A 25,702-nucleotide genomic window follows, 5' to 3' on the forward strand; every position below is an offset into this window, starting at 1 on the left:
ACAGGTTCATGCCTCCTCGGTAAAACGGGATCCGGCAATCGGGTCTCTTTGCGTATGAGAATATTTATCATTAATATCTCGCCCTCGTTGGTGCCTCTATCGTCACCACGTTTGCGCAGAGCTGAGCCGATGATCACCCTCCCACCCGAACCACACGACGAAGAACATCGCGGGGCGCGCGCGCATTTCCTGCAGGTGTTCCTTTCCCAGCGTTCGCAGATGGAAGCCTTGGTGAACCGGCGCGTGGGCTGTCGGGCGACGGCTGCGGACCTGGTGCAAGACTTGTTCCTGCGTTTCTGGCGGCGGCCGCTGGTACAAGTCGAAGAGCTCAGCACTTACTTGCTGCGCTGCGCCGGCAACATCGCCATTGACCATTTGCGCAGCGAAGGCACGCGGGTGCGGGTCAACGAAGGCTGGATGCCGGAGGCGCCAGACAGCCACGGCAGCGAACCGCAAGCCGCGCTGGAAGCCGGTAATGATTTGCGTCACGTCGAAGCGGCCTTGCGTGCCTTGCCGGAGCGCACGCGGCAGATCTTCCTGCTCAACCGCATCCACGGTCGCAAATACGCCGAAATCGCCAAGGCCATGGGCTTGTCCCAAAGCGCCGTGGAAAAACATATGATGCGCGCCCTCGATGCCTGCAAGGCCAGCCTGCAGGAATCGCCCATGCGCACGCCAGGGAAAGCACCGTGAATCAGCCCGAACGCGTCACCCCGACGCCCGCTCAGGAGCAGGCCGCCTACGCTTGGCTGAGCTTGTTGCACGACCAGCCCAGCAGTGGCGATCAACTTGCGTTCAGTCACTGGCTGCAGGCTGATCCTGCCCACGCCGAGGCTTATGCACAGGCGCAAGTCGTGTGGGAGTTGAGCGAAGCGCCGGCGCGAACGCTGGCCGATGAAGATGCATTGGCCTTGCAGGGTTATCTCAATGCGATGAATCAATCGCCTCGCAACAGCGTGCGGCGCTGGTCGGGTGCGCTGGCCATGGCGGCGTGTCTGGTGCTGATGATCGGCGTAGGGGTCGGTTGGCAGCCGATGCGTTGGGTCGATGATCTGGGTGCCGATTATGTCTCGGCACCGGGCGAAATTCGCACCGTGACACTGGCCGATCAATCGCAAGTCACGCTGGATGCCGACAGCGCCATTGCCGTGGATTTCAGTCGCGGTGAACGGCGCGTCCAGCTGCGACGCGGCGCCGGATTTTTCAGCGTGACGCACACCGGCGACCCGTTTGTGGTCGATGCCGAACAGGGGCAGGCGCGAGTGCTGGGCACGCAGTTTGAAGTGCGCCTGCAACCGCAGGGGGCGCAAGTCACGGTGTTGTCCGGACGGGTGGGCGTGACTGCGGACAAGCACGCGGAGCAGCAAATCCTCACCGCCGGCCAGCAAGTGGCCTATGGCAACGGCGCAACGCAACAATCCCATGCGGTGGACAGCGAAGCGCAATTGGCCTGGCGCCAGGGTTGGCTCAATTACTACAAGGCGACGCTGGCCGAGGTGGTGCAGGATTTGGGGCGTTACTTCCCGGGGCGGATCGTGTTGCTCAATGATGAACTGGCGGCGCGGCGAATCAGTGGCAGCTTTCCGAGCAGGGATCCGCAGGTCGTGTTGAGTTCGTTGCAAGGGGTGTTGGGGTTTGAGCAGCACAGCGTGTTGGGGCAGCTGATTATTTTGCGTTAAAGCTGCTGGCCCCATCGCGGGCAAGCCCGGCTCCCACACTTGACCGCATTCTCATGAAGGAACCCGATCCCTGTAGGAGCCGGGCTTGCCCGCGATGAGGACCGATCAGACACCGCATCTTTCAGAACAAAAATTATTTTCAACATTTTGATGAGGTAAAACCAAGCCCCATCCGTGTAGTGACTGAAACTGCGAGTCATTCGCATCCGTTGCGGTTCTACACAGGTCTATCGAGCAATGAAGTCCAGGGCAAAATCGGGTTGGGTCAAACAGTGGTTGGGTGCCTCGGCACTGAGTATGTCGGCGCTGGCGTTGCTGCCCTTGAGCATCGCCTCGGCCGCTGACACGGGCAGCACGCAACAACGGGCGCCGTTCAACTTCGCCATTGCCGCCAAACCGCTGCCCCAGGCCCTGAGCGACTTCAGCCGGGTGACCGGCATCAGTGTGGTCTACACCGATGAAGCGCCCTACGGCGTCACCGCCCCGGCGATCAACGGCCCGTTGAGCGCCGAACAAGCCCTGCAGCGTTTGCTCAGCGGTTCGGGACTGACCTTCCGCCGTACCGACCCCAACACCCTGATCCTTGAGCCCGTGCCGACGGCGGGCACCCTGAACCTGGGCGCCACCACCATCACCTCGGTGGCCGATCAATCCATGAGTTATCAGCCGCCGCCCACCAGTTCGGTGATGCGTTCTTCGGCCTTGCTCCAGGAAGTCCCGCAGACCGTCAATGTGGTCCCGGCCCAAGTCATTCGCGATCAGGTGCCGCGCAATCTGGATGACGCGCTGGCCAACGTCAGCGGCATCACCCAGGGCAACACACTGGCGAGCACCCAGGACTCGGTGATGACGCGTGGTTTCGGTGACAACCGCAACGGCTCGATCATGCGCGACGGCATGCCGATCGTGCAGGGGCGTGGCCTGAGTGAGAGTGTCGAACGCGTCGAAGTGCTCAAGGGGCCGGCGTCCTTGCTGTACGGCATCCAGGACCCGGGCGGCGTGGTCAACATGGTCAGCAAGAAGCCGCAACTGGAACAGTACAACGCCCTGACTCTGCGCGGCTCGACCTACGACGATGGCAAGAACGGCAGCGGTGGCACCCTCGACAGCACCGGCGCACTGGGCACATCGGGCCTCGCTTATCGCATGGTGCTGGACCATGAAGACGAAGATTACTGGCGCAATTTCGGCACCCACCGCGAGTCGATGATCGCGCCGTCGCTGGCCTGGTTCGGCGAAAGCACCACGCTGTTGTTCTCCTATGAACACCGTGAGTTTCTGACCCCGTTTGACCGTGGCACAGTCATCGATCCGAACACCAATCATCCGTTGGACATCTCGCGCAACCTGCGCCTCGACGAGCCGTTCAACAACATGGAAGGCCGTTCGGACCTGTACCACTTCGAGGCCGATCACGAGCTCAACGACAACTGGAAAGCTCACTTCGGCTACAGCTGGAACCGTGAAACCTACGACGCCAGCCAGGTGCGCGTGACCGCCATCGACACCGACAAAGGCACGTTGACCCGCAGCATGGACGGCACGCAAAACGCCATCAGCACCGACCGTTTCACCACCGTCGGCCTCGAAGGCAATGTCGAATGGGCCGGGATGAAACACGACCTGGTGTTCGGCCTCGATGACGAGTACCGCAAGATTTACCGCGAAGACCTGATCCGCCAGAAAAGCCGGAGTATCTTCAGCTACGTCGACCCGATCTACGGCCTTGAAGTGCCGGGCACCACCGTCAGTGCGGCCGACAGTAATCAAACCGATGAATTGCGCAGCAACTCGATCTTCCTTCAGGACTCGATCCACCTCACCGACCAATGGATTTTCGTCGCGGGCGGGCGCTTCCAGGAATACGACCAGTACGCCGGCAAAGGTGTGCCGTTCAAGGCCAACACGGACAACAACGGCCAGAAATGGGTGCCGCGTGCGGGCCTGGTGTACCGCTACACCGACGAACTGTCGTTCTACGGCAGCTACACCGAATCGTTCAAACCCAACTCCACCATCGCGCCGTTGAGCGGCAGCAGCACCGTGCTCGACGGCAGCATTGCGCCGGAAGAAGCCAAGTCCTGGGAGGTTGGGGCCAAACTCGACATGCCGGGCCGCATCACGGCTGATATCGCGCTGTTCGACATCAAGAAACGCAACGTACTGGTGGCCAACGCCGAAGGCCCGGTGACGATTTACAGTGCTGCCGGCGAAGTGCGTTCCAGAGGCCTGGAAGTGGATTTGACCGGCCAGCTCACGGACCGCTGGAGCATGATCGGCAGCTACGCCTACACCGATGCCGAAGTCACCGAAGACCCGGACTACAAAGGCAAGCAACTGCAAAACGTCGCCAAGAACAGCGGCTCGCTGTCGGCGGTCTACGACTTCGGCGCCATCGTCGGTGGCGATCAGTTGCGCGTCGGCGCCGGTGCGCGATATGTCGGCGAGCGGGCGGGTAACGCCGTCAACGACTTCGACCTGCCGGCCTACACCGTGGCCGATGCATTCGCCACGTACGACACCAAGGTCGAAGGGCAGAAGGTCAAGTTCCAGCTCAACGTGAAGAACATGTTCGACCGCACCTACTACACCTCGGCGGCGAGCCGGTTCTTTGTGTCGATGGGCGATTCGCGGCAGGTGTTGTTTTCCAGCACTTTGGAGTTCTGACCGAGACCGCGTCATCGTTCATCGCGGGCAAGCCCGGCTCCCACAGGAATAGTGTCGTTCACAGCAGCGTGCTCCGACACCTATTCCTGTAGGAGCCGGGCTTGCCCGCGATGGCATCCTGACAGGCACCGACTCTCTTGGGCCTTAGCGCAAAAACGCCTGGCGATAGTCCCCAGGCGTCCCGCCCAATGCCTGCCGAAACCGATTGGTGAAATGACTGGCGCTGGCAAACCCGCAGGCCAATGCAATCTCCCCCAACGGCTGCGACGTCGAGCGCAGCAACTCCCTTGCCCGGCTCAGTCTTCGCGCCAACACATATTGATGCGGCGGCAAGCCGAAGCTTTCTCTGAACATCCGCGCAAAGTGGTATTCCGATAGCGCGCACAGCGCGGCCAATTGCCCAAGGCTGATGGCCTCCGCCAACTGGTTGTCGATGAACTCCACCAACTGCCGCCGCTGATGCGCCGCGAGTCCGCCCTTGAGTCGCAACCCCTCACGCAAGCCGACCTGGCCAAGCAGCACGTGACTGAGCATTTCGTGGGCCAGGCTGCTGGTCAGCACGCGTTCGCCGGGTTCGTTCCAGTTGAGGGTGAGCATCTGCCGAAAGCGCCGGGCTTGCGCCGGATCGTCGAGAAAAGTGCCTTCGCGCAATTGCAGTTCGCGCGGTTCACGGTCCAGCAGCGTGACGCAGCCGAGGGCGAATTGTTCGGGGCTGAAATACACGTGGGCCAGGCGAATGTCGCCGTTGATCACCCAACCGGATTGATGCTCGGCGGGCAGAATGCACAACTTGTCGGGGCCGCCCTTGGTGCCGGGTTGGTCGCGGCGAAACGTGCCGGTGCCGCCGGCGATGTAGCACGACAGCGTGTGATGACTCGGCGCTTCGTAATCCTGCGCGTCGTGATGGTTGCTCCACAAGGCTGCAGCCATGCCGTCACCGAGCTCGGCGCTGTGCTCAAGGCGAGCATTGGGCGAGCGGTTGAGGGCTTGAAAGACTTGCAGTGTTTCCAGTGCGGGCATGATCGGTTCTCTCCAACGCCTTGCATCCTACTCCGTAGACGTTGGCCTGCCAGCCTCTGCGCCGACAAAAGCGCAAGTTTATGCAAGTGCGGGGCGAGCGGGCGCGGGACACTGAACCTCTATTGAGGAGTGTTTGCCATGAACCTGTCGTTGTACTTGCTGACCGTGCTGATCTGGGGCACCACCTGGATTGCCTTGAAATGGCAACTGGGCGTGGTGGCGATTCCGGTGTCGATCGTCTATCGCTTCGGCCTCGCGGCGCTGGTGCTGTTCGCGATGTTGCTGCTGAGTCGGCGTCTGCAAGTGATGAACCGGCGTGGGCATTTGATCTGTCTGGCGCAGGGGCTGTGCCTGTTCTGCGTCAACTTCATGTGCTTCCTGACGGCCAGCCAGTGGATTCCCAGTGGTTTGGTTGCCGTGGTGTTTTCCACCGCCACCCTGTGGAATGCGCTGAATGCGCGGGTGTTTTTCGGTCAAAAAATCGCTCGCAATGTGTTGATGGGCGGGGCACTGGGGTTGTTCGGGCTTGGCCTGTTGTTCTGGCCGGAACTGGCCGGGCATACCGCCAGCCCGGAAACGCTGCTCGGCCTGGGCCTGGCCTTGCTCGGGACCTTGTGCTTCTCGGCTGGCAACATGCTGTCGAGTTTGCAGCAGAAGGCCGGATTGAAACCGCTGACGACCAACGCCTGGGGTATGGCCTATGGTGCGGCGATGCTGTCGGTGTGGTGCCTGGTCAAAGGCATTCCGTTCGACATGGAATGGAACGCGCGCTACATCGGTTCGCTGCTGTACCTGGTGATCCCGGGTTCGGTGATCGGTTTCACCGCTTACCTGACGCTGGTCGGGCGCATGGGCCCGGAGCGCGCGGCGTATTGCACCGTGTTGTTTCCGGTGGTGGCGCTGAATGTGTCGGCGTTTGCCGAAGGCTACCAATGGACCGCGCCGGCGCTGGTGGGGTTGGTGCTGGTGATGCTGGGCAACGTGCTGGTATTTCGTAAACCCAAGGCACCGATGCTGGGGGGAAGTGGAAAACTGGCTTGATCGTACGGGCAGACGTTTGGACACGTCTGCCCGTTTTTCGTCAGCCTTTCCAGACTTGCGGGTTGACCAGGTCTTGCGGCCGCTCGCCCAACAGCGCGCTGCGCAGGTTGGCCAGGGCGCGGTTGGCCATGGCTTCACGGGTTTCGTGGGTGGCCGAGCCGATGTGCGGCAATGTCACGGCGTTTTTCAGTTGGAACAACGGCGACTCGGCCAGCGGTTCTTTTTCGTAGACGTCCAGACCGGCGCCGCGAATGCGGTTGTTTTGCAGCGCTTCGATCAGGGCTGGTTCGTCCACGACCGGGCCGCGTGAGATGTTCACCAGGATGGCGCCGGGTTTCATCAGTGCCAGTTCGCGGTGGCTGATCAGGTGTTTGGTCTTTTCGCTGAGTGGCACCACCAGGCAAACGAAATCGGCTTCGGCCAGCAGTTGATCGAGCGTGCGGAACTGGGCGCCGAGTTGTTGTTCCAGGTCTGTCTTGCGGCTGTTGCCGCTGTAGAGGATCGGCATGTTGAACCCCAGGCGACCGCGACGGGCAATGGCCGCGCCGATGTTGCCCATGCCGACGATGCCTAGGGTTTTGCCGTGCACGTCGGTGCCGAACAGTGGTGCGCCGACGGTGGCTTGCCATTGGCCGGCCTTGGTCCAGGCGTCCAGTTCGGCGACGCGGCGGGCGCTGCTCATGAGCAGGGTGAAGGCGAGGTCGGCGGTGCTTTCGGTGAGGACGTCGGGGGTGTTGGTGAGCATGATCCCGCGTTCGTTGAAGTAGGCGAGGTCGTAGTTGTCGTAGCCGACTGAGACGCTGGAGACGACTTCGAGTTTGGCGGCGGTTTCGAGTTGGGCGCGACCGAGTTTGCGGCCGACGCCGATCAGGCCGTGGGTGTGGGGCAGGGCTTCGTTGAATTGGGCGTTGATGTCGCCGTTTTTCGGGTTTGGCACGATGACTTCGAAGTCTTGCTTGAGGTGTTCGACCATTTCGGGGGTGATGCGGCTGAAGGCGAGGACGGTCTTTTTCATGGGAGGAGGGCTCGTCGGGCTTGGCTTGATTTGGCTTGGAGAATGCCAAGCACGCTAACATTCTTTTTCGTGGTTGTGAGCTTTTGAACTTGGCGGCCTTTGGGCCGACCATGTTTTTGTGGGTTGTGTACATATCCGTTTCTGCGGTAACGGCCGCTTAGGGTTTCGCCCTTACGGCGACTCACTTTTTTTTCAAACGCCAAAAAAAAGTAAGCAAAAAAAGGCTCGCCCCGAGCGTCCGGCCCCTCGCTGGGGCTCGGCGTTCCTTCGCTCCGGTATCCCTCCGGGGACACTGCCCTCCGGTCGGCTTCGCTTCGACCTACATGCAGCGTGTTCGACTGCGTCGAACGGCGCTGCGCGCCCTCCCCGGATGAACACCTCCACTCAGCCTCCCGAAGGGGCGGGTGGATCAAGATCAAAAGCGGTAGGCGAGCTAACGCTCGGCCTGTTGAGTGGTGAGAAGCGGCCGGTGTACTCATTCCCTGTAGGAGCTTGGCTTGCCAGCGATGGCGGCCTGACAGCCGACCAATCTCTTCCAGATGTACCCATTCCCTGTAGGAGCTTGGCTTGCCAGCGATGGCGGCCTGACAGCCGACCAATCTCTTCCAGATGTACCCATTCCCTGTAGGAGCTTGGCTTGCCAGCGATGGCGGCCTGACAGCCAACCAGTCTCTAACAGACGGCCCCGGTCCAATTGTAGGAGCGAGCCTGCTCGCGATGGCGGCCTGACAGCCAACCAATCTCTTCCAGATGTACCCATTCCTGTAGAAGCATGGCTTGCCAGCGATGGCGGCCTGACAGCCAACCAATCTCTTCCAGATGTACCCATTCCCTGTAGAAGCATGGCTTGCCAGCGATGGCGGCCTGACAGCCAACCAATCTCTTCCAGATGTCCCCATTCCCTGTAGGAACTAGGATTGCCAGCGATGGCGGCCTGACAGCCAACCAGTCTCTTCCAGATGTACCCAGTCCCTGTAGGAGCATGGCTTGCCAGCGATGGCGGCCTGACAGCCGACCAATCTCTTCCAGACGGCCCCGGTCCAATTGTAGGAGCGAGCCTGCTCGCGATGGCGGACTCACATTCAACATTGAAGTCGACTGACACACCGTCATCGCGAGCAGGCTCACTCCTACAGGGAGGATTGGTTTCTGCCCGGAGATTAGCGGTGTGGCGTGGGTTTGGGGATTTCGAGGTTATCCATCATCCGGTTCGCTGCCAGTTCCGCCAGCATGACGATCTGCTGAATCGCCATGGCGGTGTTGCGATGCGGGCCTTCCAGATAGGCGGCAAAATCGCCGGCCATCACACTGGCCTGGGCCAACGATTCACAAGTGTGGGCCAGCAAGTCCTCGTCTTTGATATTGGGCGCAAGCACGAACATCGTGCTGGGCTTGCGAGTCGCGGGTGATTTGAGGGCAGCGGGGTTGAGGTAGTGATTCAGCGCGCGTTCGGCGGCTTCGTTGAGTTTTTTCGAATCGATGGATTCGTAGGGGGAAACGTCGTCGGTTTCCGGAGGATTCGGTGATTCTTTAATCATTGGCAAAGATCCTTGAAGTCGAGGAGCCGCCACTTTCCGTTTTCCAGACGATTGGGTGGCAGCTGTACGCGGACTGGAAAAACCGAGAAGGATCAAACCCGGCAGACCCGAAGGTCTCCCACGCACAGCCGCCATAACTTAAATCGCGGAGCTGAAAAAGCGCCGCATTATGTCATGTGCTGTGACCCTATCTTCGGGTTTTCCAGGCCCGATCGCTGAAAAGCCAGCGACGCCCAAAGCCTACCCATTTCCCGTCTGACCCAACAACCGACAGAACCCGTCGGAAACCTTCCCCAAATTCTCCGCGTCTGTAGGACCGTGAAATCAGTTCGCCACCCGGGCGCCAGCCAGGCTCCCGCTCAATTCATATGCCGCCAGTTCCGCCTGATGCGCCGCCAGAATCTCCGGCAACGACCCGCGCAAGTACTCGACCCACGTCTTGATCTTCGCATCCAGATACTGGCGCGACGGGTAGATTGCGTACAGGTTCAGCTCCTGCGACCGGTACTTGGGCATCACCCGCACCAGCGAGCCGTTGCGCAGCCCTTCAATCGCCGCGTACACCGGCAACACGCCAACGCCCATGCCGCTGGTGATTGCGGTCTTCATCGCATCCGCCGAGTTCACCAAAAACGGTGAGCTGTTGATGGTCACCATTTCCTGGCCATCCGGGCCGTCGAAGGCCCATTTCTCCAGCGGGATCACCGGGCTTACCAGGCGCAGGCACATGTGGTTGAGCAAGTCGCTGGGCTTTTGCGCGCAGCCGTTGGCTTTCACATAGGCCGGCGAGGCGCAGACGATGCTGTAGGTGATACCCAGGCGCTGGGACACAAAACCCGAGTCCGGCAATTCGCTGGCCAGCACGATGGACACGTCGTAGCCCTCGTCGAGCAGGTCCGGCACGCGGTTGGCCATGGTCAGGTCGAAGGTGACGTCCGGGTGGGTCTTGCGATAGCGGGCGATGGCGTCGATCACGAAGTGCTGACCGATGCCGGTCATGGTGTGCACCTTGAGCTGCCCGGCCGGCCGCGCATGGGCGTCGCTGGCCTCGGCTTCGGCTTCTTCGACGTAGGCCAGGATCTGCTCGCAGCGCAACAAGTAGCGCTTGCCGGCTTCGGTCAGGGCGATGCGGCGGGTGGTGCGGTTGAGCAGGCGGGTTTGCAGGTGGGCTTCCAGGTTGGAGACCGCGCGCGAGACGTTGGCCGTGGTGGTGTCCAGTTGCACGGCGGCGGCGGTGAAGCTGCCGGCCTCGGCCACGTAACTGAAGGCGCGCATGTTTTGCAAAGTGTCCATGGGGTGCTCTCGGGTTCGATGGCAAATTGTGACACGAAGTTTCAGGGGCTGAGACCCCCGACAAAGGGATTATCGCGTTAACGGTAACAAAGATTCACAGGAATCCCAGCTTATCGCCAACCAGACCCACCCCTAGAATTGCGCCACTGTAGGAGCCGGGCTTGCCCGCGATGGCATCACCGCGGTCATCCAGACCCACCGCGGTGATGCCATCGCGGGCAAGCCCGGCTCCTACAGGAACTCGTACCTCCCCTCTTTCAGGAAATCGCAGCAGTGCCGCGTCGCATCAGCAGAGCGCTTCAGCCGCTCAGTGTTTTGGCTTTAACCCTGGCAATCAGTGGCTGCATCGGTACCGCAGGGATCGCCCCGCAGGGCAAGGCACTGGAGGCCGATTCATTGGCCACCGACGCAGCCATCCAGAGCGCCGCACAAGACGCGCACTGGCCCACCGCACAATGGTGGCAGGCTTATGGCGACCCGCAACTGAACCGCTGGATCGACCGCGCCGTGCAAGGCAGCCCGACCATGGCCATGGCCGCCGCACGGGTGCGCCAGGCCAAATCCATGGCCGGCATCGCCGAATCCGCCGAGTCGTTGCAGATCAATGGCGAATCCACCCTCAAGCGCCACAACTGGCCGACCGATCAGTTCTACGGGCCGGGTGAGCTGGCCAACACCACCACTTGGGATAACAACGCCGCCCTGGGTTTCAGCTATGCGCTGGACCTCTGGGGTCGCGAAAGCAATGCCACGGAACGCGCCGTGGACATGGCGCACATGAGCGCCGCCGAAGCGCGCCTGGCGCAGCTCGAATTGCAGAACAACATCGTGCGTGCCTACATCGAACTGTCGCTGCATTACGCGCAGCGCGACATCGTCGAAGCGACGCTGAAACAGCAACAACAGATTCTCGACCTCGCGCAAAAGCGCCTGAACGGTGGCATCGGCACGCATTTCGAAGTCAGCCAGGCGCAAACGCCGCTGCCGGAAACCCATCGGCAGATTGATGCGCTGGACGAAGAAATCGCCCTCAGCCGCAACCAGCTCGCGGCATTGGCTGGCTCCGGTCCGGGGGCGGGTGCGCAATTGCAGCGGCCGACATTGTCGTTGGGCATGGCGCTGAAATTGCCGTCGGCGTTACCCGCGCAATTGCTTGGTCAACGCCCGGATGTGGTCGCCAGTCGCTGGCAAGTGGCCGCGCAAGCGCGGGGCATTGATGTCGCGCACGCCGGTTTTTATCCCAACGTCGATTTGGTCGGCAGCCTCGGCTACATGGCCACGGGCGGCGGGGCGCTGGAGTTTTTGACCGGCAAGAAACTCAACTACAGCGTCGGCCCGGCGATTTCGTTGCCGATTTTCGATGGCGGGCGTTTGCGTTCGGAGTTGGGTGAAGCCTCGGCCGGGTATGACATCGCCGTGGCCAAGTACAACCAGACGCTGGTCAATGCGCTGAAAAACATCTCTGACCAGTTGATCCGCCGCGAGTCCATGGACAAGCAGCAGGCCTTCGCCGCCGAGTCGGTAGCCACCGCGCAGCAGACCTATGACATCGCGATGATCGCCTACCAGCGCGGGCTCACCGATTACCTCAACGTGCTCAATGCCCAGACGCTGTTGTTCAAACAGCAACAGGTTCAGCAACAGGTTCAGGCGGCGCGGTTGAGTGCTCATGCAGAACTGGTGACGGCGCTCGGTGGAGGATTGGGGGCGGGCAATGATGTGCCAACCACCGAACAAACCCAGGCCCCGAAAACCCCGGCCCTGCTTCAGAGCCTCACAAATTGAACACGGACCCTGTGGGAGCGAGCTTGCTCGCGATGAGGCCGTGTCAGTCAATGCATGTGTCGCCTGACACTCCGCCATCGCGAGCAAGCTCGCTCCCACAGGTTCTGCGTCTTAATCGAATCTCACTGAGCAGGATTTCATGACGCCCTTGCCCGCACCTTTGCGCTGGCTGTATTCCCTTGAATGGCGCCGGGGGTTCTTTGATTGGGCGCGCAGTGATGGCGTGACCTGGGTCTACATTTTCAAGGTGCTGTTCGCCGCATTCCTGACGCTGTGGCTGGCGATGCGCCTGGAATTGCCGCAGCCGCGCACGGCGATGATCACGGTGTTTATCGTGATGCAGCCGCAGAGCGGTCAGGTGTTCGCCAAGAGTTTTTACCGCTTTCTCGGCACGTTGACCGGGTCGGCGGTGATGGTCGCGCTGATCGCCTTGTTCGCGCAGAACACTGAGCTGTTCCTCGGCTCGCTGGCGATTTGGGTCGGCATTTGCTCGGCCGGCGCGGCGCGGTATCGCAACTTTCGCGCCTACGGTTTTGTGCTCGCCGGGTACACCGCCGCAATGGTCGGTTTGCCTGCCTTGGCACACCCGGACGGCGCCTTCATGGCGGCAGTCTGGCGAGTGTTGGAGATCTCCCTCGGGATTCTCTGCTCGACGCTGGTCAGCGCCGCCATCCTGCCGCAAACCGCCAGCGCCGCGATGCGCAACGCTTTGTATCAGCGCTTCGGCGTGTTCGCCTTGTTCGTCACCGATGGCTTGCGCGGTCGCAGTCAACGGGAGGCTTTTGAGGCCAGCAACGTGCGCTTCATCGCCGAGGCGGTCGGGCTGGAAGGGCTGCGCAGCGTCACCGTGTTTGAAGACCCGCACATGCGTCGACGCAACGGACGGCTCAATCGCTTGAACAGCGAGTTCATGGGCATCACCACGCGATTCAACGCCTTGCATCAGTTGCTCGAACGCTTGCGCAGCAGTGGTGCCGACCCCGTGGTCGCGGCGATCAAACCGGGGTTGCAGGACTTGGCGGAAGTGCTCGACGGCTTCAGTGGCCGGGCCTTGACCCATGCGGACGCGGCCCGCCTGGTCGCCGAGTTGAGCGCTTATAAAGAGGGTTTGCCGGCCCGGGTGCGCAACTTGCGTGCGCACTTTCAGGAGACCCGGCCGAGCGACGCCGAGTTGCTGGATTTCCACACCGCGTACGAGTTGCTCTACCGCTTCGTCGATGACCTGCACAGTTATGCACAGACCCACGCCTCGCTGGCTGAACACAGCCATGAACGGGAGCAATGGGATGAGCCGTTCACCCCGCAAACCAACTGGATGGCGTCCGCCGCTTCGGGGATTCGCGCGGCGTTCATTCTGGTGGTGCTCGGCAGTTACTGGGTGGCCACGGCCTGGCCGAGTGGCGCGACCATGACCCTGATAGCCGCCGCCACCGTGGGGCTTTCTGCGGCGACACCCAACCCTAAGCGCATGGCGTTTCAGATGGCGTGCGGGACGCTGCTCGGGGCGTTGATCGGCTTCGTCGAGATGTTTTTCATCTTCCCGTGGATCGATGGTTTTCCGTTGCTGTGCGTGATGCTCGCACCGGTGATCGTGCTCGGTTCGTTCCTCACGTCGCGGCCGCAATACGCTGGTGTCGGCCTCGGTTTGTTGATCTTCTTCAGCACCGGTTCAGTGCCGGACAACCTCACGGTCTACAACCCGTACACCTTCATCAACGATTACATCGCCATGGTGCTCGGCATGCTGGTATGCGCGGCCGCCGGGGCAATCATTTTGCCGCCTAACAGCCGCTGGTTGTGGCGTCGGCTGGAGCAGGATTTGCGCGGGCAAGTGGTGTACGCCATCAGCGGCAAACTCAAGGGGCTGGCGTCGAGTTTTGAAAGCCGTACACGAGACTTGCTGCACCAGGCTTACGGCCTTGCGGCGGGTCAGCCGCAAGTCCAAAGCGACTTGTTGCGCTGGATGTTCGTGGTGCTGGAGGTGGGGCACGCGATCATCGAATTGCGCAAGGAACAGGCGATTCTGCCGGTGCACCCGGCCTACGCCGAAACGCAGCCGTGGCGCCAGGCCATCCGGGTGATGGGGCGTTCACTGATGCGGCTGTTTTTGCAACCGAGCCAGAGCAACCTGGAGCGCAGCCTGATCGCGGTCGACCATGCGATCAGTCGCGTGCAAGCCACGGATGAGCCTTTCGCGCCGCACTTCGACACCTCGGCCCTACGCCGGGTGAAGAGTTACCTGCACTTCATTCGTACGTCGTTGCTGGACCCGCAGTCACCGCTCGCGGGCTTCACGAAAACCGAGCCCAAAGGACTTGAACATGCCTCGTGAGATCGCCTTCCACGGCGTGTACATGCCGACCATGACCCTGATGTTTTTCATCGCGGCGGCACTGGCCTGGGCGCTGGACCGATTCTTGTCCGGGTTCGATCTGTACCGCTTCTTCTGGCACCCGGCGCTGCTGCGCCTGAGCCTGTTTACCTGTCTGTTTGGCGCCCTGGCGCTGACTGTCTATCACTGACCCTCTATCACTGAAGAAGGCCCTGATGAAAAAGCTTTTCAGCCTGCTCGCCACCTTGCTGGTGCTAGCCCTCGCGCTATGGATCGGCCGGACCTTGTGGGAGCACTACATGAACACCCCCTGGACCCGCGATGGCCGGGTGCGCGCCGACATCATCAACGTCGCCGCCGACGTCACCGGTGAAGTGGTGGACGTGCCGGTGCGCGACAACCAATTGGTGAAGAAGGGCGATTTGCTGATGCAGATCGACCCCGAGCACTACCGCATCGCGGTCAAGCAGGCGCAGTCGCTGGTGGCTTCACGCAAGTCGACCTGGGAGATGCGCAAGGTCAATGCCCATCGTCGTGCCGACATGGACAACCTGGTGATCTCCAGGGAAAACCGTGACGACGCCAGCAATATCGCCGACTCGGCACTGGCCGATTATCAACACGCGCAGGCACAACTCGAAGCCGCCGAACTCAACCTCAAGCGCACCGAAGTGCGGGCAGCGGTGGACGGCTACGTGACCAACCTCAACGTGCATCGCGGCGACTACGCGCGCATCGGCGAAGCGAAAATGGCCGTGGTCGATATGAACTCGTTCTGGGTGTACGGCTTTTTCGAAGAAACCAAGTTGCCGCACGTTCGCGTGGGCGATAAGGCCGACATGCAGTTGATGAGCGGTGAAGTGCTGAAAGGGCACGTGGAGAGTATTTCTCGCGGCATCTATGACCGCGACAACCCGGAGAGTCGCGAGCTGATTGCCGATGTGAACCCGACCTTCAACTGGGTGCGCCTGGCACAGCGGGTGCCGGTGCGGATTCACATTGATGAAGTGCCGGAAGGGGTGTTGTTGGCAGCGGGGATTACGTGCACGGTGGTGGTTAACTAGTCGTTGGACCGCGTCGCCTGCCTTCGCGGGCAAGTCGAATCGTCGCACCGCCGCTCCCACATTGACCGAGTCGGACGCGGATTCAGTGAACGGCGCAAATTCCCTGTGGGAGCGGGCTTGCTCGCGAATGGAGCGACGCGATCTCAGCCCTTGCAAAACGTCTCATGCAAGTGCCGCCAGATCAGCCTGCCATCAGCGTCTTTCTCAAACACCACCGTCGAGCGCCGATCAGAGTGCAGCCCGGTGGCATCGGTCTGCTGCTCGCGATAACTCACGGTCGCGCCACCGTCATGCAGGGCGACACCGCGCAATTCACTAAGCTGAATCCTGAACCCGAGTTTCTTGCCGCCCGCCAGTTGAAACAACTCCCTCAACGCCTCGAAATCCAACACCCGGCCCAACGGCGAGACCATGGAGAACTGTGGTGAAAACCGGGTCAGCAAGTGTTCCAGCGCAGACGGGTCTTGTTCTTCGGCCAGCCATTGTTCGATGGCGATGTGGGCCTGGATGACTTCGTCGAAGTAGTGGGTGTAATCGGTCATCGTGTTTCCTGAATTTTTTCTGTGTTAGTTCTGACGCCATCGCGAGCAGGCTCACTCCTACAAGGTTCTGTTGGGTGGCATAAATAGCATTCACACCCAAGATCCCTGTGGGAGCGGGCTTGCCCGCGATGGTGTCGACTCGGTCTCAGAGTTGCCCGCGCAACCCAAACCGCTTCATCAATCCCGCTTCCAGCAAGCCCTTGGGCAGCAACCCCGCCAGCAACGGCAACGCCCGGCTGCCATTGCCCAGGCGAATCAAGCGTGGTGGTTTGCTCTGCTGAACAGCCTTGAGCACCCCTTCGGCAAACGCCCTGGCCGGTGTTGGATTGTCCTGCGATGCCTTGGCCCGTGCGCGAATGCCTTCGCGCAATGGAAACCACGGCGATTGTTCGGTGATTAACTGTTCCGCCTCGTGGCCGGCATTTTTGGCGAAGCTGGATTCGATGGCGCCCGGCTGGACCTCCATCACGCGCACACCGAACGGCGCCAATTCCATGCGCAGCGCATCGCTCAACGCATGAACGGCGGCTTTCGAAGCACAGTAGGCGCCCGCGAACGGCGTGACCAGGATTCCTGAAACGCTGCCGATGTTCACCACCAGGCCCTTGGCGCGACGCAACACCGGGAACAGTGCGCGGGTGACACCGACGATAGCAAACACATTGGTTTCGAACTGGCGCTGCATCGCCGGCACACCGCCGTCGAGCAGCGGCCCCATCGCGCCGAAACCGGCGTTGTTGATCAGTACATCGAGGCCGCCATGTTGCTGGTTGATGCGCTCGCTCAGCTGTTCGAGTGCCGCGCCGTCGTTGACGTCCAGCCGCACGGCGGTAAAACCGGCGGCGGCCAGGGCCGCGACGTCTTCAGCCTTGCGGGCACTGGCCCAGACTTTGTAGCCGGCGTTTTTGAACACGTCGGCGAGGGCGCGGCCAATGCCGCTGGAGCAACCGGTAATCAACGCAACGGGCATGGCGCGGTCCTTGTGCAGAAAAAAGGGGATTAATCGGAGAAACTACCCTGCAATCGCTCGGCGCGAAACTCCAGGGTTTGCGGGCGGTAGCCAGGACGCAGCGGCGGCAGTGGCAAACAGTCTTCCCAGTTGGCGCCGGCTTGCAGTTCGCCGGGGCCGCGATAACGGGGGGCTTCGTATTGATTGTCAGCCAGATTGACCGTGTCACCCGGCGCATACGCCGCGATGCGCCAGCGCAATTCGGTCAGCGGCACGTCGTTGCCGTTGTTCATTTTCAGCTGCAAGGGGCGATCTGCCGGGCATTGATCGGGGGCGTAGGCGATGCGCAATTCCAGTCGCGCCAGTTGCTTGATCTCGCGGTTGTCCAGCCAGACTACCCACGTGGCTACCAGGCCCAAACCGACGGCGGCTGCCACGGACACTGGAAACGCCTTGGACGGGTAGCGCAGCAGCAGGATCAGCCAGGTGATGACCAGCAGGACGCCTATGAACATGTGTGTACGCTCCTTGAACTCATGGCCTCCATCCTACCGAAGGGCTGCGCGAATGGACATTCGTGGATCAAGCGCTGGTGCCATTGGTCGGAACTGTAATTTCTGACAGTAGCCGGCTCGCGCCATAAGCGATTAGCTGATCACTGGCTTACAAGGACGCGCCGGCATGCACTACAAAACCCCCACAGTGTCCGTCGTCGACCCGCGAGCGCTGCCGATCCGTTCAATTGATTATTGGCGCGAGGTGGCTGGCGAGCCGACGCAGGCCCGCATTAACCGCACCCTCCACAATGCCACGGGGTTCGCCGTCAAACAGTGGGACCCAAGGCTTTGGTTGCTACAGATAGAAAACCCGCTGGCGCCCGCCAATCTAGTGAAGGTGCACTCATTGTCCGGTGTTGCTGTATCGACGCTCAGCGTGGATGCGGGCTTGCAGATCAAACTTCTCGGCCTCGCCAATGAGGTGCTGCAAAGCTGGGACAGTCGTGGCACTCGACGCCAGATTGAATACGACGACTTGCTGCGTCCCGTGGCGGAGTTTGAGCACCTCGCTACAGCGCCACGACGTTGTGCGCAGCGCCTGGAATATGCTCGGCCCGGTCAGGGTCACAACCGGTCTGGCCAGCTCATTCGGCAGGATGGCCCCGGGGGCACGGTATTGTTTGAATCGTTTGGAGTCACTGGCCTATGCATAAGGCACATTCAACACTTTACCGAGGACGCCGTTGCTCCAGATTGGCCGCAGCCGATTGCTGAACGCAATGAATGGTTGGAAGCGGGCGATGGCGCGGTCTCGACGTGGCGGTTTGGTCCGTTGGGCAATGTGCTGGCGTCGGTCGATGCCCGGCAGAACAGTCAGGCCTTCGGCTTCACCCTTGATGGTCGGCTACGCCAAAGTGCCTTGAAGCTCGCAGGCTTGCCCACCTGGCAAACCCTGGTGAGTGACATCGAGTACAACGCTGACGGGCAGATCACTCGCGAAGTGGCGGGTAACGACGTACAGACTGTTCTCACGTATTCCCCGCAAGACGGGCGACTGATCGAGCGGTGGGCACACAGCGATCGCACCGGCCTGCTGCAACACCTGTCTTACACCTATGACCGAATGGGCAATGTGCTGAGCATTGAAGACAAGGCGTTGCCGGTGCGTTACTTCAATAATCAGCGCATCGAGCCTGTCGGTCGCTTTGTCTACGACAGTCTTTATCAATTGATCGAGGCGTTTGGCTGGGAGGCGGGCGCTCCTAACCAAGGGCCGGAGTCCATCGGGCGCACTGATCCTGCGGCATTCAGTAACTATCATCAAACCTGCCGCTATGACGAAAGCGGTAATTTGCTGAAGTTGGTGCATGTCGGTGCCCAAAGTCCAGGACGCGACCTGAAAGCAGCCCAATACAGCAATCGCTGTCTGCCCTGGCGCAACGGTGTTCCGCCGACTGAAGTAGAAATAGCGACTGCGTTCGACGCCAACGGCAATTTGCTGGAGCTGGATCCGGGGCGGTTCTTGAAGTGGGACCTGCGCAATCAATTGCAATCGGTCAGTCCGGTGGAGCGTGACTCCGGGCGCAATGACGCTGAGCTCTATTTCTATGATGGCGGTGGCCAGCGGGTGCGCAAATTCGCTCGTTGCAGTCCCATGCCCGAAGTCTGGTGGCCGAGGTGCGCTACTTGCCGGGGCTGGAATTGCGCACCAACAGCGGTACCGGGGAGGTGCTGCACGTGGTCACCACCCAGGCCGGGCTCAACACCGTTCGGGTGTTGCACTGGGAAAGCGACCCTCCGTCCGGCAGCAACGATCAGTACCGTTACAACCTGGTCGATCATCTGGGGTCCTGCACCGTGGAGCTGTCTGGCGATGCACAAATCATCAGCCGCGAAATCTTTTATCCCTTCGGTGAGACCGCGTGGTTTGCCGGCGGGGATGCGATTGACGTTGACTATAAAACCGTTCGGTATTCAGGGAAGGAAAGGGATGCGACAGGGCTTTATTACTATGGTTTTCGGTACTACATACCGTGGTTGCAGCGCTGGCTCAGTCCTGATCCGGCAGGTGAGGTAGACGGGCACAATCTTTATCGAATGGTTCGCAACAACCCGTTGACGTTTTTTGACGAACAGGGCAAAGAGCCTCAGTCGAAAACTTCGTTAACAACCGCGACCGGTATTTTTGAAGCTTACAAGGAAGACTACAACGATGTTGATCGGCAGCTACCCTTCAAAATGATGGCGGAGATTACCGGCAACAAATTGACTTTCAAAACAAACAAAGCACCCGCCGGAGTGCTCGAAAAGACCAGCACCAAGCGCTTCACTTTGAGGCACTACACCGTTTTCGGAAGTAAAGGTGATGCGCCACCCTTTATGGAAATAGCGTCAAACTTTTCGCTGGTCCATAAAAACGTGAAAACGCTGGGCGGAAAAGGTGGGAATACTAACGAGAAGGACTGGACGAAGGCAGGAAACAGCGCTTTCACCTTCTTTCTTCTGGCGGTGGACGGTGAGGTGAATGAGCGTAAATTTCTTGGCTCCATGACTCATTTCGCGGAATTCGATCTGGAGGATGATGTGGGGATGAAAGCTGCGCTGGGAGCAGATTTTGAGAATGTAGAGTTTTTTGCTTCGCCTGATGTTCTGGATCCGAAACATTCCTCAGACCTGTCCAAGGTTGCAATGGTAAAAGGACGTTTGATGGATTTGAAGGCTCTGCTGCTGGGTAACTCGGGAATTTCTCCCGTACAAGTAGGACGAATGGATTCGAAGTCGTTGCTCAATACTATTGATAATGCGTTTGGTGGAAGCCTCGAGATCAAAATCCCTGGTTCGATAAACGTCAAAACCTGGCATAAAAAAAACACAATGCCGGCTGTTGGCAAGAAGGCAGCATGACCGTGTAAAAAAAGCCCCCGCCCAACCCGCTGCGGATAGGGAACGCAGCGGGCTGGACGGGGGCTTTTATTTTGCTGAACGCTTACTGCGCGATGGTTTTCACCGACACGCCGCGCTCGACCGGTGTCGACCGACCGTAGATATCTTCAAAGCGCTCGATATCGTCTTCACCCAAATAGCTGCCCGATTGCACTTCGATGATCTCGAGTGGAATCTTGCCCGGGTTGCGCAAACGGTGGACTGAGGCAATCGGGATGTAGGTCGACTGGTTCTCGCACAGCAGGAACACGTTTTCGTCGCAGGTCACTTCAGCGGTGCCGCTGACCACGATCCAGTGTTCGGCACGGTGGTGGTGCATTTGCAGCGACAGGCATGCGCCCGGTTTGACCGAGATGTGCTTGACCTGGAAACGCCCGCCCATGTCCACCGAGTCGTAGGAACCCCACGGACGATAGACTTCGCAGTGGTTCTGGGTTTCGCTGCGGCCCTGTTCGTTGAGGGTGTTGACCATCTGTTTGACGCCTTGGACCTTGTCCTTGTGCGCAATCATCATGGCGTCTTTGGTTTCGACCACCACAATGTTTTCCAGGCCGATCACCGACACCAGTTTGCCGTTGCCGTGAATCATGCAGTTTTTGCTGTCCTGAATGACCACGTCGCCTTTGGTGACGTTGCCGTTGGCGTCTTTTTCGTTCACTTCCCACAGCGACGACCAGCAACCGACATCGCTCCAGCCGGCGGTCAACGGCACCACGCAGGCGCGCTGGGTTTTTTCCATCACCGAGTAGTCGATGGAATTGTCCGGGCAGCAGGCGAAGGTGGCTTCGTCGAGGGTGATGGTGTCGGCATCTTGCTCGCTGCGTTCAAGGGTCAGCAGGCAGGTGTCATAGATGTCCGGGTCGTGCTTCTTCAGTTCTTCGAGGAAGCGGCTGGCACGGAACAGGAACATGCCGCTGTTCCAGAAATAACCGCCGGACTCGACGAACTCGGTGGCGCGTTTCACGTCGGGTTTTTCGACGAAGTGCGAGACGCGGCTGACGCCTTCCGGCAACAGCGAATCGTTGGTCGACTTGATGTAGCCGTAGCCGGTTTCCGGTTTGGTGGCCGGTACGCCGAACAGCACCATTTCGCCGTTTTCAGCTGCAACGGTGGCCAGGGCCAGGGCGCGTTGCAGGGCTTTCTGGTCTTCCAGCACGTGGTCTGCCGGCAGCACCAGCATCAGCTCGTCACGACCTTCATTGACCAGCATCATCGCGGTCAGGGCTACGGCCGGCGCGGTGTTGCGACCGAACGGCTCCATCAGGATGCGCTGGGCTTCCAGTTTGCGGTTGCTCAACTGTTCGTTGACGATGAAGCGGTGGTCCTTGTTGCAGACCACAATCGGCGTGTCCATGCCTTCGAACACCAGGCGTTCCAGGGTTTGCTGGAACAGCGTGTGTTCGCCGGTCAGGGCGAGGAATTGCTTGGGAAACTGTTTACGCGAAAGCGGCCAAAGACGTGAGCCGCTACCACCTGACAAGATCACCGGAATCATGTTGTTACTCCTTTAAAATCGATTGGTTAGAGCTACGAACGTTCTGTCGTTTCACTCTTGTTTTTATTCCGTAACCAGGCCGTTTCACCGATGTAGCAGCTGCCGAGCCTGCGAGGCTGCGTTCGGCGGCGCAGCCGTCGCAATCCGTTCAACGCGGTCATTCAGAAAAACCGAGTTGTCTGGATTGCGACTGCTGCGCAGTCGGACGCAGGCTTCGCCAGCTGCTACAGGGGGATCTCCGTCCTGATGAATGTGTTAGCGCGTCGAGACGGGGCGTTTTACCCAGACTGGCGACAGGCTGCTGCCGGTGCCGGTGACGTACAGCACGGCGGCTTCACCGCGTTCCAGGGCAACCGGTTTGACGTCGCCGACTTTCTTGTCGCCTTCAAACAGCGCCAGGCTGACTTTCACCGGGTTGATCTCACGCTCGCCACGGCCCTTGGCGGCCACGTTCGGCACCACATCGGTCTTGCCGTCGGCGGTCTTCAGGGTCAGGGGTTTGTCACTCAGGTTCTGTACGCGCACCAGGGACTTCTGCTTGTTCTTGAACGGCGGCTCTTCGATCAGCTGCGGCGCGCCGCTGGCGTTGTTGACCAGGGTGTAATAGTGATCACCGGCCAGTTTCACCGGCAGGGTCTGGCTGCCGACCTTGGCGCTGTAATCGCCGCCCGGCATGAAGCTGAAGTCAGTGCTGGACAGCGGCGCAACGTCGCTCAGGCTGGTGCTGCCGACGGTGGCGCTGACTTCGGCGTTGCTGGCGTTGTAGATGCGCACGAAGGTCGAACCTTTCGGTGCAGTTGGACCGTAAAGCGCGGCGTCGCCGGCGAAGGCGGACATGGACAGCACGCTCATGCCAGCGACGAGAGCAAAGGTCTTGGCGAGACGGCGAGGAGTAGTCGTAGTGAAAGTCATGGTGTACCTCTCTTTCAGTTTTGCGCCCGGTCGGGCGTCTCGGATGTAGTGTTTGCAGCTACGTTTTGTTGGCCGGACTGGGTGGAAGCTGCTGCGCTCGGCAATCCGGCGTTAAAAACAGGCTCGGACTGCTCATTTACAGCCCGTAAACTCCGCGTCCTCGCCTGTTTTTGCCTTGTCTTGCCTTCGCTCGCGACGCTTCCACCCAGCCCGGTTCGAGCGCCGGCTTCTTTGAGCTCTGCGACCCACTGCGGGTCGGCGTCACCGATTTCGTTGTTCACAGGCAGATAGCGTTCAGGAAACTCCCAGATCAGCACCTGTGGCGGGCTGTTCTTGAAAGCATCGCTTTTCAGGTAGCTGAGCATCGGCAGAATCGGGCCGTGACCGTCTTCGGCGTAATTGACCACGTCGCTGTGCAGCGCTTGTTTTAGCGCACCGACGAAGTTCCAGTTCGGGTTGGCGCTGTAGCTGGTGCCGATCAGGGCCACCGGCACTTCGGTGTTGGCGAACAGGGCGTCGTCACCGGCCGGTTGATCTTCAGCGGCCACGGTGTTGCGCTTTTGCAAAGGCTCCGGCGCCGGCATCAGGTTTTCGAACAGCGGGTCCAGTGGCAGGAACAGGCGCAAGTCACCCTTGTGCGTGATGTTCTCTGCCGCTTGGGTGACGAAGTTTTGCGGCTCGCCGCTCAACGGGTATTTGTCGGCAATGGTCCTGGCCAGACGGTTGGCGGCGATCTCGGCGCCTTCCGGGGTCCAGTGGGTGTCGGTGCGCAAGAACACTTGCTGGCCGTTCTGTTTTGCCTGTTGCAGCGGGCCGAGCAGGTCCGGCGCAGGAATCCGGTCGGCGGCCAGGCGCTGGTGGAAATCCTTGTAGAGGTTGGCGTGGATGCTGGCCGGTTTCACCTCACCCACGTGTTCCGGGTACAAGCGCACCTTGGCCGGCACCACCGCCATCACCAGTTGCACGCCTTTGGCCTTGAGGGTCTGGCGCACGCCTTCGACCAGTGCGTAGTTGCCTTGCAGGTTCAGCTCTTCGTTGACGACCGGGTGGAACTCTTCATCGCTGTACAACCACTGATCGCGACCGAGCACCACGCCCGGACGACCTTCGTTGAACAGTTTGAAATCCAGCGCGGCCCAGAGGTTGGTGCCCAGGCGCTTGATCGGGAACTCGTCGTCGTAGTGCGTCTCCACGGCTTTGGTCCAGCGACCGTTGAGCACCGTCGCGTCGGCGTTGGTGCTGAAGCCGAAGAAGCTGCGCGTGGACCACAGGCCCAGTGCCAACAAGGTCAGCAGGAACAGGGCAATGTAGAAAATGCGTAATGAGCGGGTCATGGTCAGATCCCTCAGAACTGGAAGTAAAGGAACGGCGAGAAGCTTTGCGCCGAGAGTTTGAGGATCGAGGCAATGAACAGCAGCAGTACCAGCGCACGCATCACGTAACGCGACCAGTCAGCGGTCCAGTAGGCCGGTTGCACGGTCGCATCAACGCCGAAGTTGTAACCCGGTTCATGGATGCTGGCCGGGTTGTCGCCCGGTACGGCTTTGATCATTCCCGGTGTGGCTGCGGCAGGACCATCGGCGTCGATGTTGACGGCAGGCTTGGTCTTGACCGGCGGCTGGTTGGTGTAGAAATCACGGATGCCGAAGAACGCCAGCGTCACGTAGGCCACCACCAGTGTTGCCACTTGCAGGCCGGTGAGGCTGGCCTGGTTGAGTTCCGACAGCGACCAGTCGCCGAAGCTGAACATCGCGCCATACATGCGGCCGGCAACGTGCAGGTTCTCCGCGCGGAAGATCACCCAGCCCATCACCACCAGCAGGAAAGTCAGGGCCCAGCGAATCGGGTTGATGCTGCGCGGCGAAGTGTTCAGGCCCAGGGCTTTTTCAATCGCCAGCCACATGCCGTGCCACGCACCCCAGACGATGTAGGTGATGTTCGCGCCGTGCCACAGACCACCGAGCAGCATGGTCAGGAACAGGTTGCGATAGGTCATCAACGTGCCTTTGCGATTACCGCCCAGCGTGATGTACAGGTAGTCACGCAGCCAGGTGGAGAGGCTGATGTGCCAGCGCCGCCAGAACTCGGTGATCGACTGGCTGATGTACGGCTGCTTGAAGTTTTCCATGAAGCGGAAACCCATCATCAAGCCCAGGCCGATGGCCATGTCGCTGTAGCCGGAGAAGTCGAAATACAGTTGCGCGGTGTAGGCCAGCGCCCCGAGCCAGGCATCGCCCGTGGTCGGGTTTTGCAAGGCGAAGCAATGGTCGGCCACCACCGCGAGGGTGTCGGCGATGAAGACTTTCTTGATGAAACCCTGCATGAACCGCGTGCAGCCCTCGGAGAACTTGTCCAGGGTGTGGGTGCGGTTGTTGAATTGGTCGGCGAGGTCACGAAAGCGCAATACCGGGCCGGCAATCAGGTGCGGGAAAATCGCCACGAACGCCGCGAAGTCGATCAGATTGCGGGTCGCCGGGGTGTCGCCACGGTAGACGTCGATGATGTAGCTGATGGACTCGAAAATGTAGAACGAGATCCCGATCGGCAACAGCACGTGGGTCAGGATGAACGGCGACAGACCGAGCGACGTCATCATCGCGTTGATGCTGTCGACGCCGAAGTTGGCGTACTTGAAGTAGCCAAGGATGCACAGGTCGACGGCCACGCCGAGCAGCAGCCAGCGTTGGGCCGGTTTGGTGCGCACGCCGGCGGCACCGACTTTCAGGCCGATCCAGTAATTCCACAGCGTGACGGCGGCGAACAGCGCGAGGAAGTCCACGCGCCACCAGGCATAGAACACGTAGCTGGCGATCAGCAGCAGCAGGTTGCGATAGCGTATTCCGCTCAAGTAGTACAAGCCGAGAAAGATCGGCAAGAACAGAAACAGGAACACATTGGATGAAAATACCATCCTGATCTCTCCATGTTTA

General features: G+C 60.4%; 18 protein-coding genes and 2 pseudogenes. 9 read left to right on the plus strand and 11 right to left on the minus strand.

Annotation, left to right across the window (positions count from 1 at the left end):
• The first annotated feature begins 129 nt into the window (after positions 1-129).
• The 3 genes from AB4N76_RS19030 (at position 130) to AB4N76_RS19040 (ending at position 4,346) form a co-directional block, all read left to right on the plus strand.
• A complete protein-coding gene (locus AB4N76_RS19030) occupies positions 130-693 on the plus strand; it encodes an RNA polymerase sigma factor (protein ID WP_046026757.1) in 564 nt (187 codons plus the stop codon).
• Positions 690-1,679 carry a FecR family protein gene (locus AB4N76_RS19035; RefSeq protein ID WP_460163390.1) on the plus strand — a complete coding sequence of 330 codons (990 nt, stop codon included), beginning with the start codon at positions 690-692 and terminating at the stop codon, positions 1,677-1,679. The genes AB4N76_RS19030 and AB4N76_RS19035 overlap by 4 nt, the downstream gene beginning before the upstream one ends.
• Before the next feature lie 237 nt (positions 1,680-1,916).
• Positions 1,917-4,346 carry a TonB-dependent siderophore receptor gene (locus tag AB4N76_RS19040; protein WP_460163391.1) on the plus strand — a complete coding sequence of 810 codons (2,430 nt, stop codon included), beginning with the start codon at positions 1,917-1,919 and terminating at the stop codon, positions 4,344-4,346.
• A 144-nt stretch (positions 4,347-4,490) separates the two neighbouring features.
• Here AB4N76_RS19040 and AB4N76_RS19045 read toward each other — a convergent pair whose 3' ends face one another.
• The gene (locus AB4N76_RS19045; RefSeq protein WP_460163392.1) at positions 4,491-5,366 is read right to left on the minus strand and encodes a helix-turn-helix domain-containing protein; all 876 of its coding nucleotides are present in this window, start codon (positions 5,364-5,366) and stop codon (positions 4,491-4,493) included.
• A 138-nt stretch (positions 5,367-5,504) separates the two neighbouring features.
• On the opposite strand from AB4N76_RS19045, the gene AB4N76_RS19050 reads away from it, so the two are divergent.
• The gene (locus AB4N76_RS19050; RefSeq protein WP_046026751.1) at positions 5,505-6,407 is read left to right on the plus strand and encodes a DMT family transporter; all 903 of its coding nucleotides are present in this window, start codon (positions 5,505-5,507) and stop codon (positions 6,405-6,407) included.
• A 40-nt stretch (positions 6,408-6,447) separates the two neighbouring features.
• Here the strand turns inward: AB4N76_RS19050 and AB4N76_RS19055 are convergent, their stop codons facing one another.
• The 3 genes from AB4N76_RS19055 to AB4N76_RS19065 all read right to left on the minus strand — a co-directional run bounded on the left by AB4N76_RS19055 (position 6,448) and on the right by AB4N76_RS19065 (position 10,253).
• Positions 6,448-7,422, minus strand: a complete 975-nt coding sequence (locus AB4N76_RS19055) for a 2-hydroxyacid dehydrogenase (protein WP_460163393.1) — start codon at positions 7,420-7,422, stop codon at positions 6,448-6,450.
• 1,160 nt (positions 7,423-8,582) lie between these two features.
• Positions 8,583-8,960, minus strand: a complete 378-nt coding sequence (locus AB4N76_RS19060) for a DUF6124 family protein (RefSeq protein ID WP_046026749.1) — start codon at positions 8,958-8,960, stop codon at positions 8,583-8,585.
• A gap of 324 nt (positions 8,961-9,284) precedes the next feature.
• Positions 9,285-10,253 carry a LysR family transcriptional regulator gene (locus AB4N76_RS19065; protein WP_046026746.1) on the minus strand — a complete coding sequence of 323 codons (969 nt, stop codon included), beginning with the start codon at positions 10,251-10,253 and terminating at the stop codon, positions 9,285-9,287.
• Positions 10,254-10,526: 273 nt separating this feature from the next.
• On the opposite strand from AB4N76_RS19065, the gene AB4N76_RS19070 reads away from it, so the two are divergent.
• From AB4N76_RS19070 to AB4N76_RS19085, 4 genes are all read left to right on the plus strand, one after another.
• Entirely contained in the window at positions 10,527-12,038 is a 1,512-nt protein-coding gene (locus tag AB4N76_RS19070) for an efflux transporter outer membrane subunit (protein WP_077430851.1), read from the plus strand.
• Between the two features lie 139 nt (positions 12,039-12,177).
• Complete coding sequence (locus AB4N76_RS19075; RefSeq protein WP_460163394.1) at positions 12,178-14,370, plus strand: FUSC family protein; 2,193 nt, start codon at positions 12,178-12,180, stop codon at positions 14,368-14,370.
• A complete protein-coding gene (locus AB4N76_RS19080; protein WP_008153498.1) occupies positions 14,360-14,560 on the plus strand; it encodes a DUF1656 domain-containing protein in 201 nt (66 codons plus the stop codon). Before AB4N76_RS19075 ends, AB4N76_RS19080 begins: the two co-directional genes overlap by 11 nt.
• 25 nt (positions 14,561-14,585) lie before the next feature.
• On the plus strand, positions 14,586-15,434 hold the full coding sequence (locus AB4N76_RS19085) for an efflux RND transporter periplasmic adaptor subunit (protein WP_460163395.1): 849 nt from the start codon (positions 14,586-14,588) through the stop codon (positions 15,432-15,434).
• 143 nt (positions 15,435-15,577) lie between these two features.
• Here the strand turns inward: AB4N76_RS19085 and AB4N76_RS19090 are convergent, their stop codons facing one another.
• From AB4N76_RS19090 to AB4N76_RS19100, 3 genes are all read right to left on the minus strand, one after another.
• On the minus strand, positions 15,578-15,976 hold the full coding sequence (locus AB4N76_RS19090; protein ID WP_460163396.1) for a DUF4440 domain-containing protein: 399 nt from the start codon (positions 15,974-15,976) through the stop codon (positions 15,578-15,580).
• A gap of 145 nt (positions 15,977-16,121) precedes the next feature.
• Positions 16,122-16,946, minus strand: coding sequence for an SDR family oxidoreductase (locus AB4N76_RS19095; RefSeq protein ID WP_460163397.1), 825 nt, complete (start codon positions 16,944-16,946; stop codon positions 16,122-16,124).
• Positions 16,947-16,975: 29 nt separating this feature from the next.
• A complete protein-coding gene (locus AB4N76_RS19100) occupies positions 16,976-17,440 on the minus strand; it encodes a hypothetical protein (RefSeq protein ID WP_046028924.1) in 465 nt (154 codons plus the stop codon).
• Between the two features lie 166 nt (positions 17,441-17,606).
• Here AB4N76_RS19100 and AB4N76_RS19105 point away from each other — a divergent pair.
• Positions 17,607-20,326: pseudogene (locus AB4N76_RS19105) on the plus strand (RHS repeat domain-containing protein).
• Positions 20,327-20,408: 82 nt separating this feature from the next.
• Here AB4N76_RS19105 and AB4N76_RS19110 read toward each other — a convergent pair.
• From AB4N76_RS19110 to AB4N76_RS19125, 4 genes and pseudogenes are all read right to left on the minus strand, one after another.
• The gene (locus AB4N76_RS19110; protein ID WP_077430846.1) at positions 20,409-21,860 is read right to left on the minus strand and encodes a mannose-1-phosphate guanylyltransferase/mannose-6-phosphate isomerase; all 1,452 of its coding nucleotides are present in this window, start codon (positions 21,858-21,860) and stop codon (positions 20,409-20,411) included.
• Between the two features lie 255 nt (positions 21,861-22,115).
• Entirely contained in the window at positions 22,116-22,772 is a 657-nt protein-coding gene (locus AB4N76_RS19115; protein WP_046028929.1) for an alginate O-acetyltransferase AlgF, read from the minus strand.
• Positions 22,773-22,987: 215 nt separating this feature from the next.
• Positions 22,988-24,106 (minus strand): annotated as a pseudogene (locus tag AB4N76_RS19120) (alginate O-acetyltransferase); the annotation flags it as partial.
• Positions 24,107-24,117: 11 nt separating this feature from the next.
• A complete protein-coding gene (locus AB4N76_RS19125; protein WP_460163398.1) occupies positions 24,118-25,683 on the minus strand; it encodes an MBOAT family O-acyltransferase in 1,566 nt (521 codons plus the stop codon).
• Positions 25,684-25,702 lie beyond the last annotated feature (19 nt).

The sequence above is a fragment of the Pseudomonas sp. S2_F03 genome (assembly GCF_054668335.1).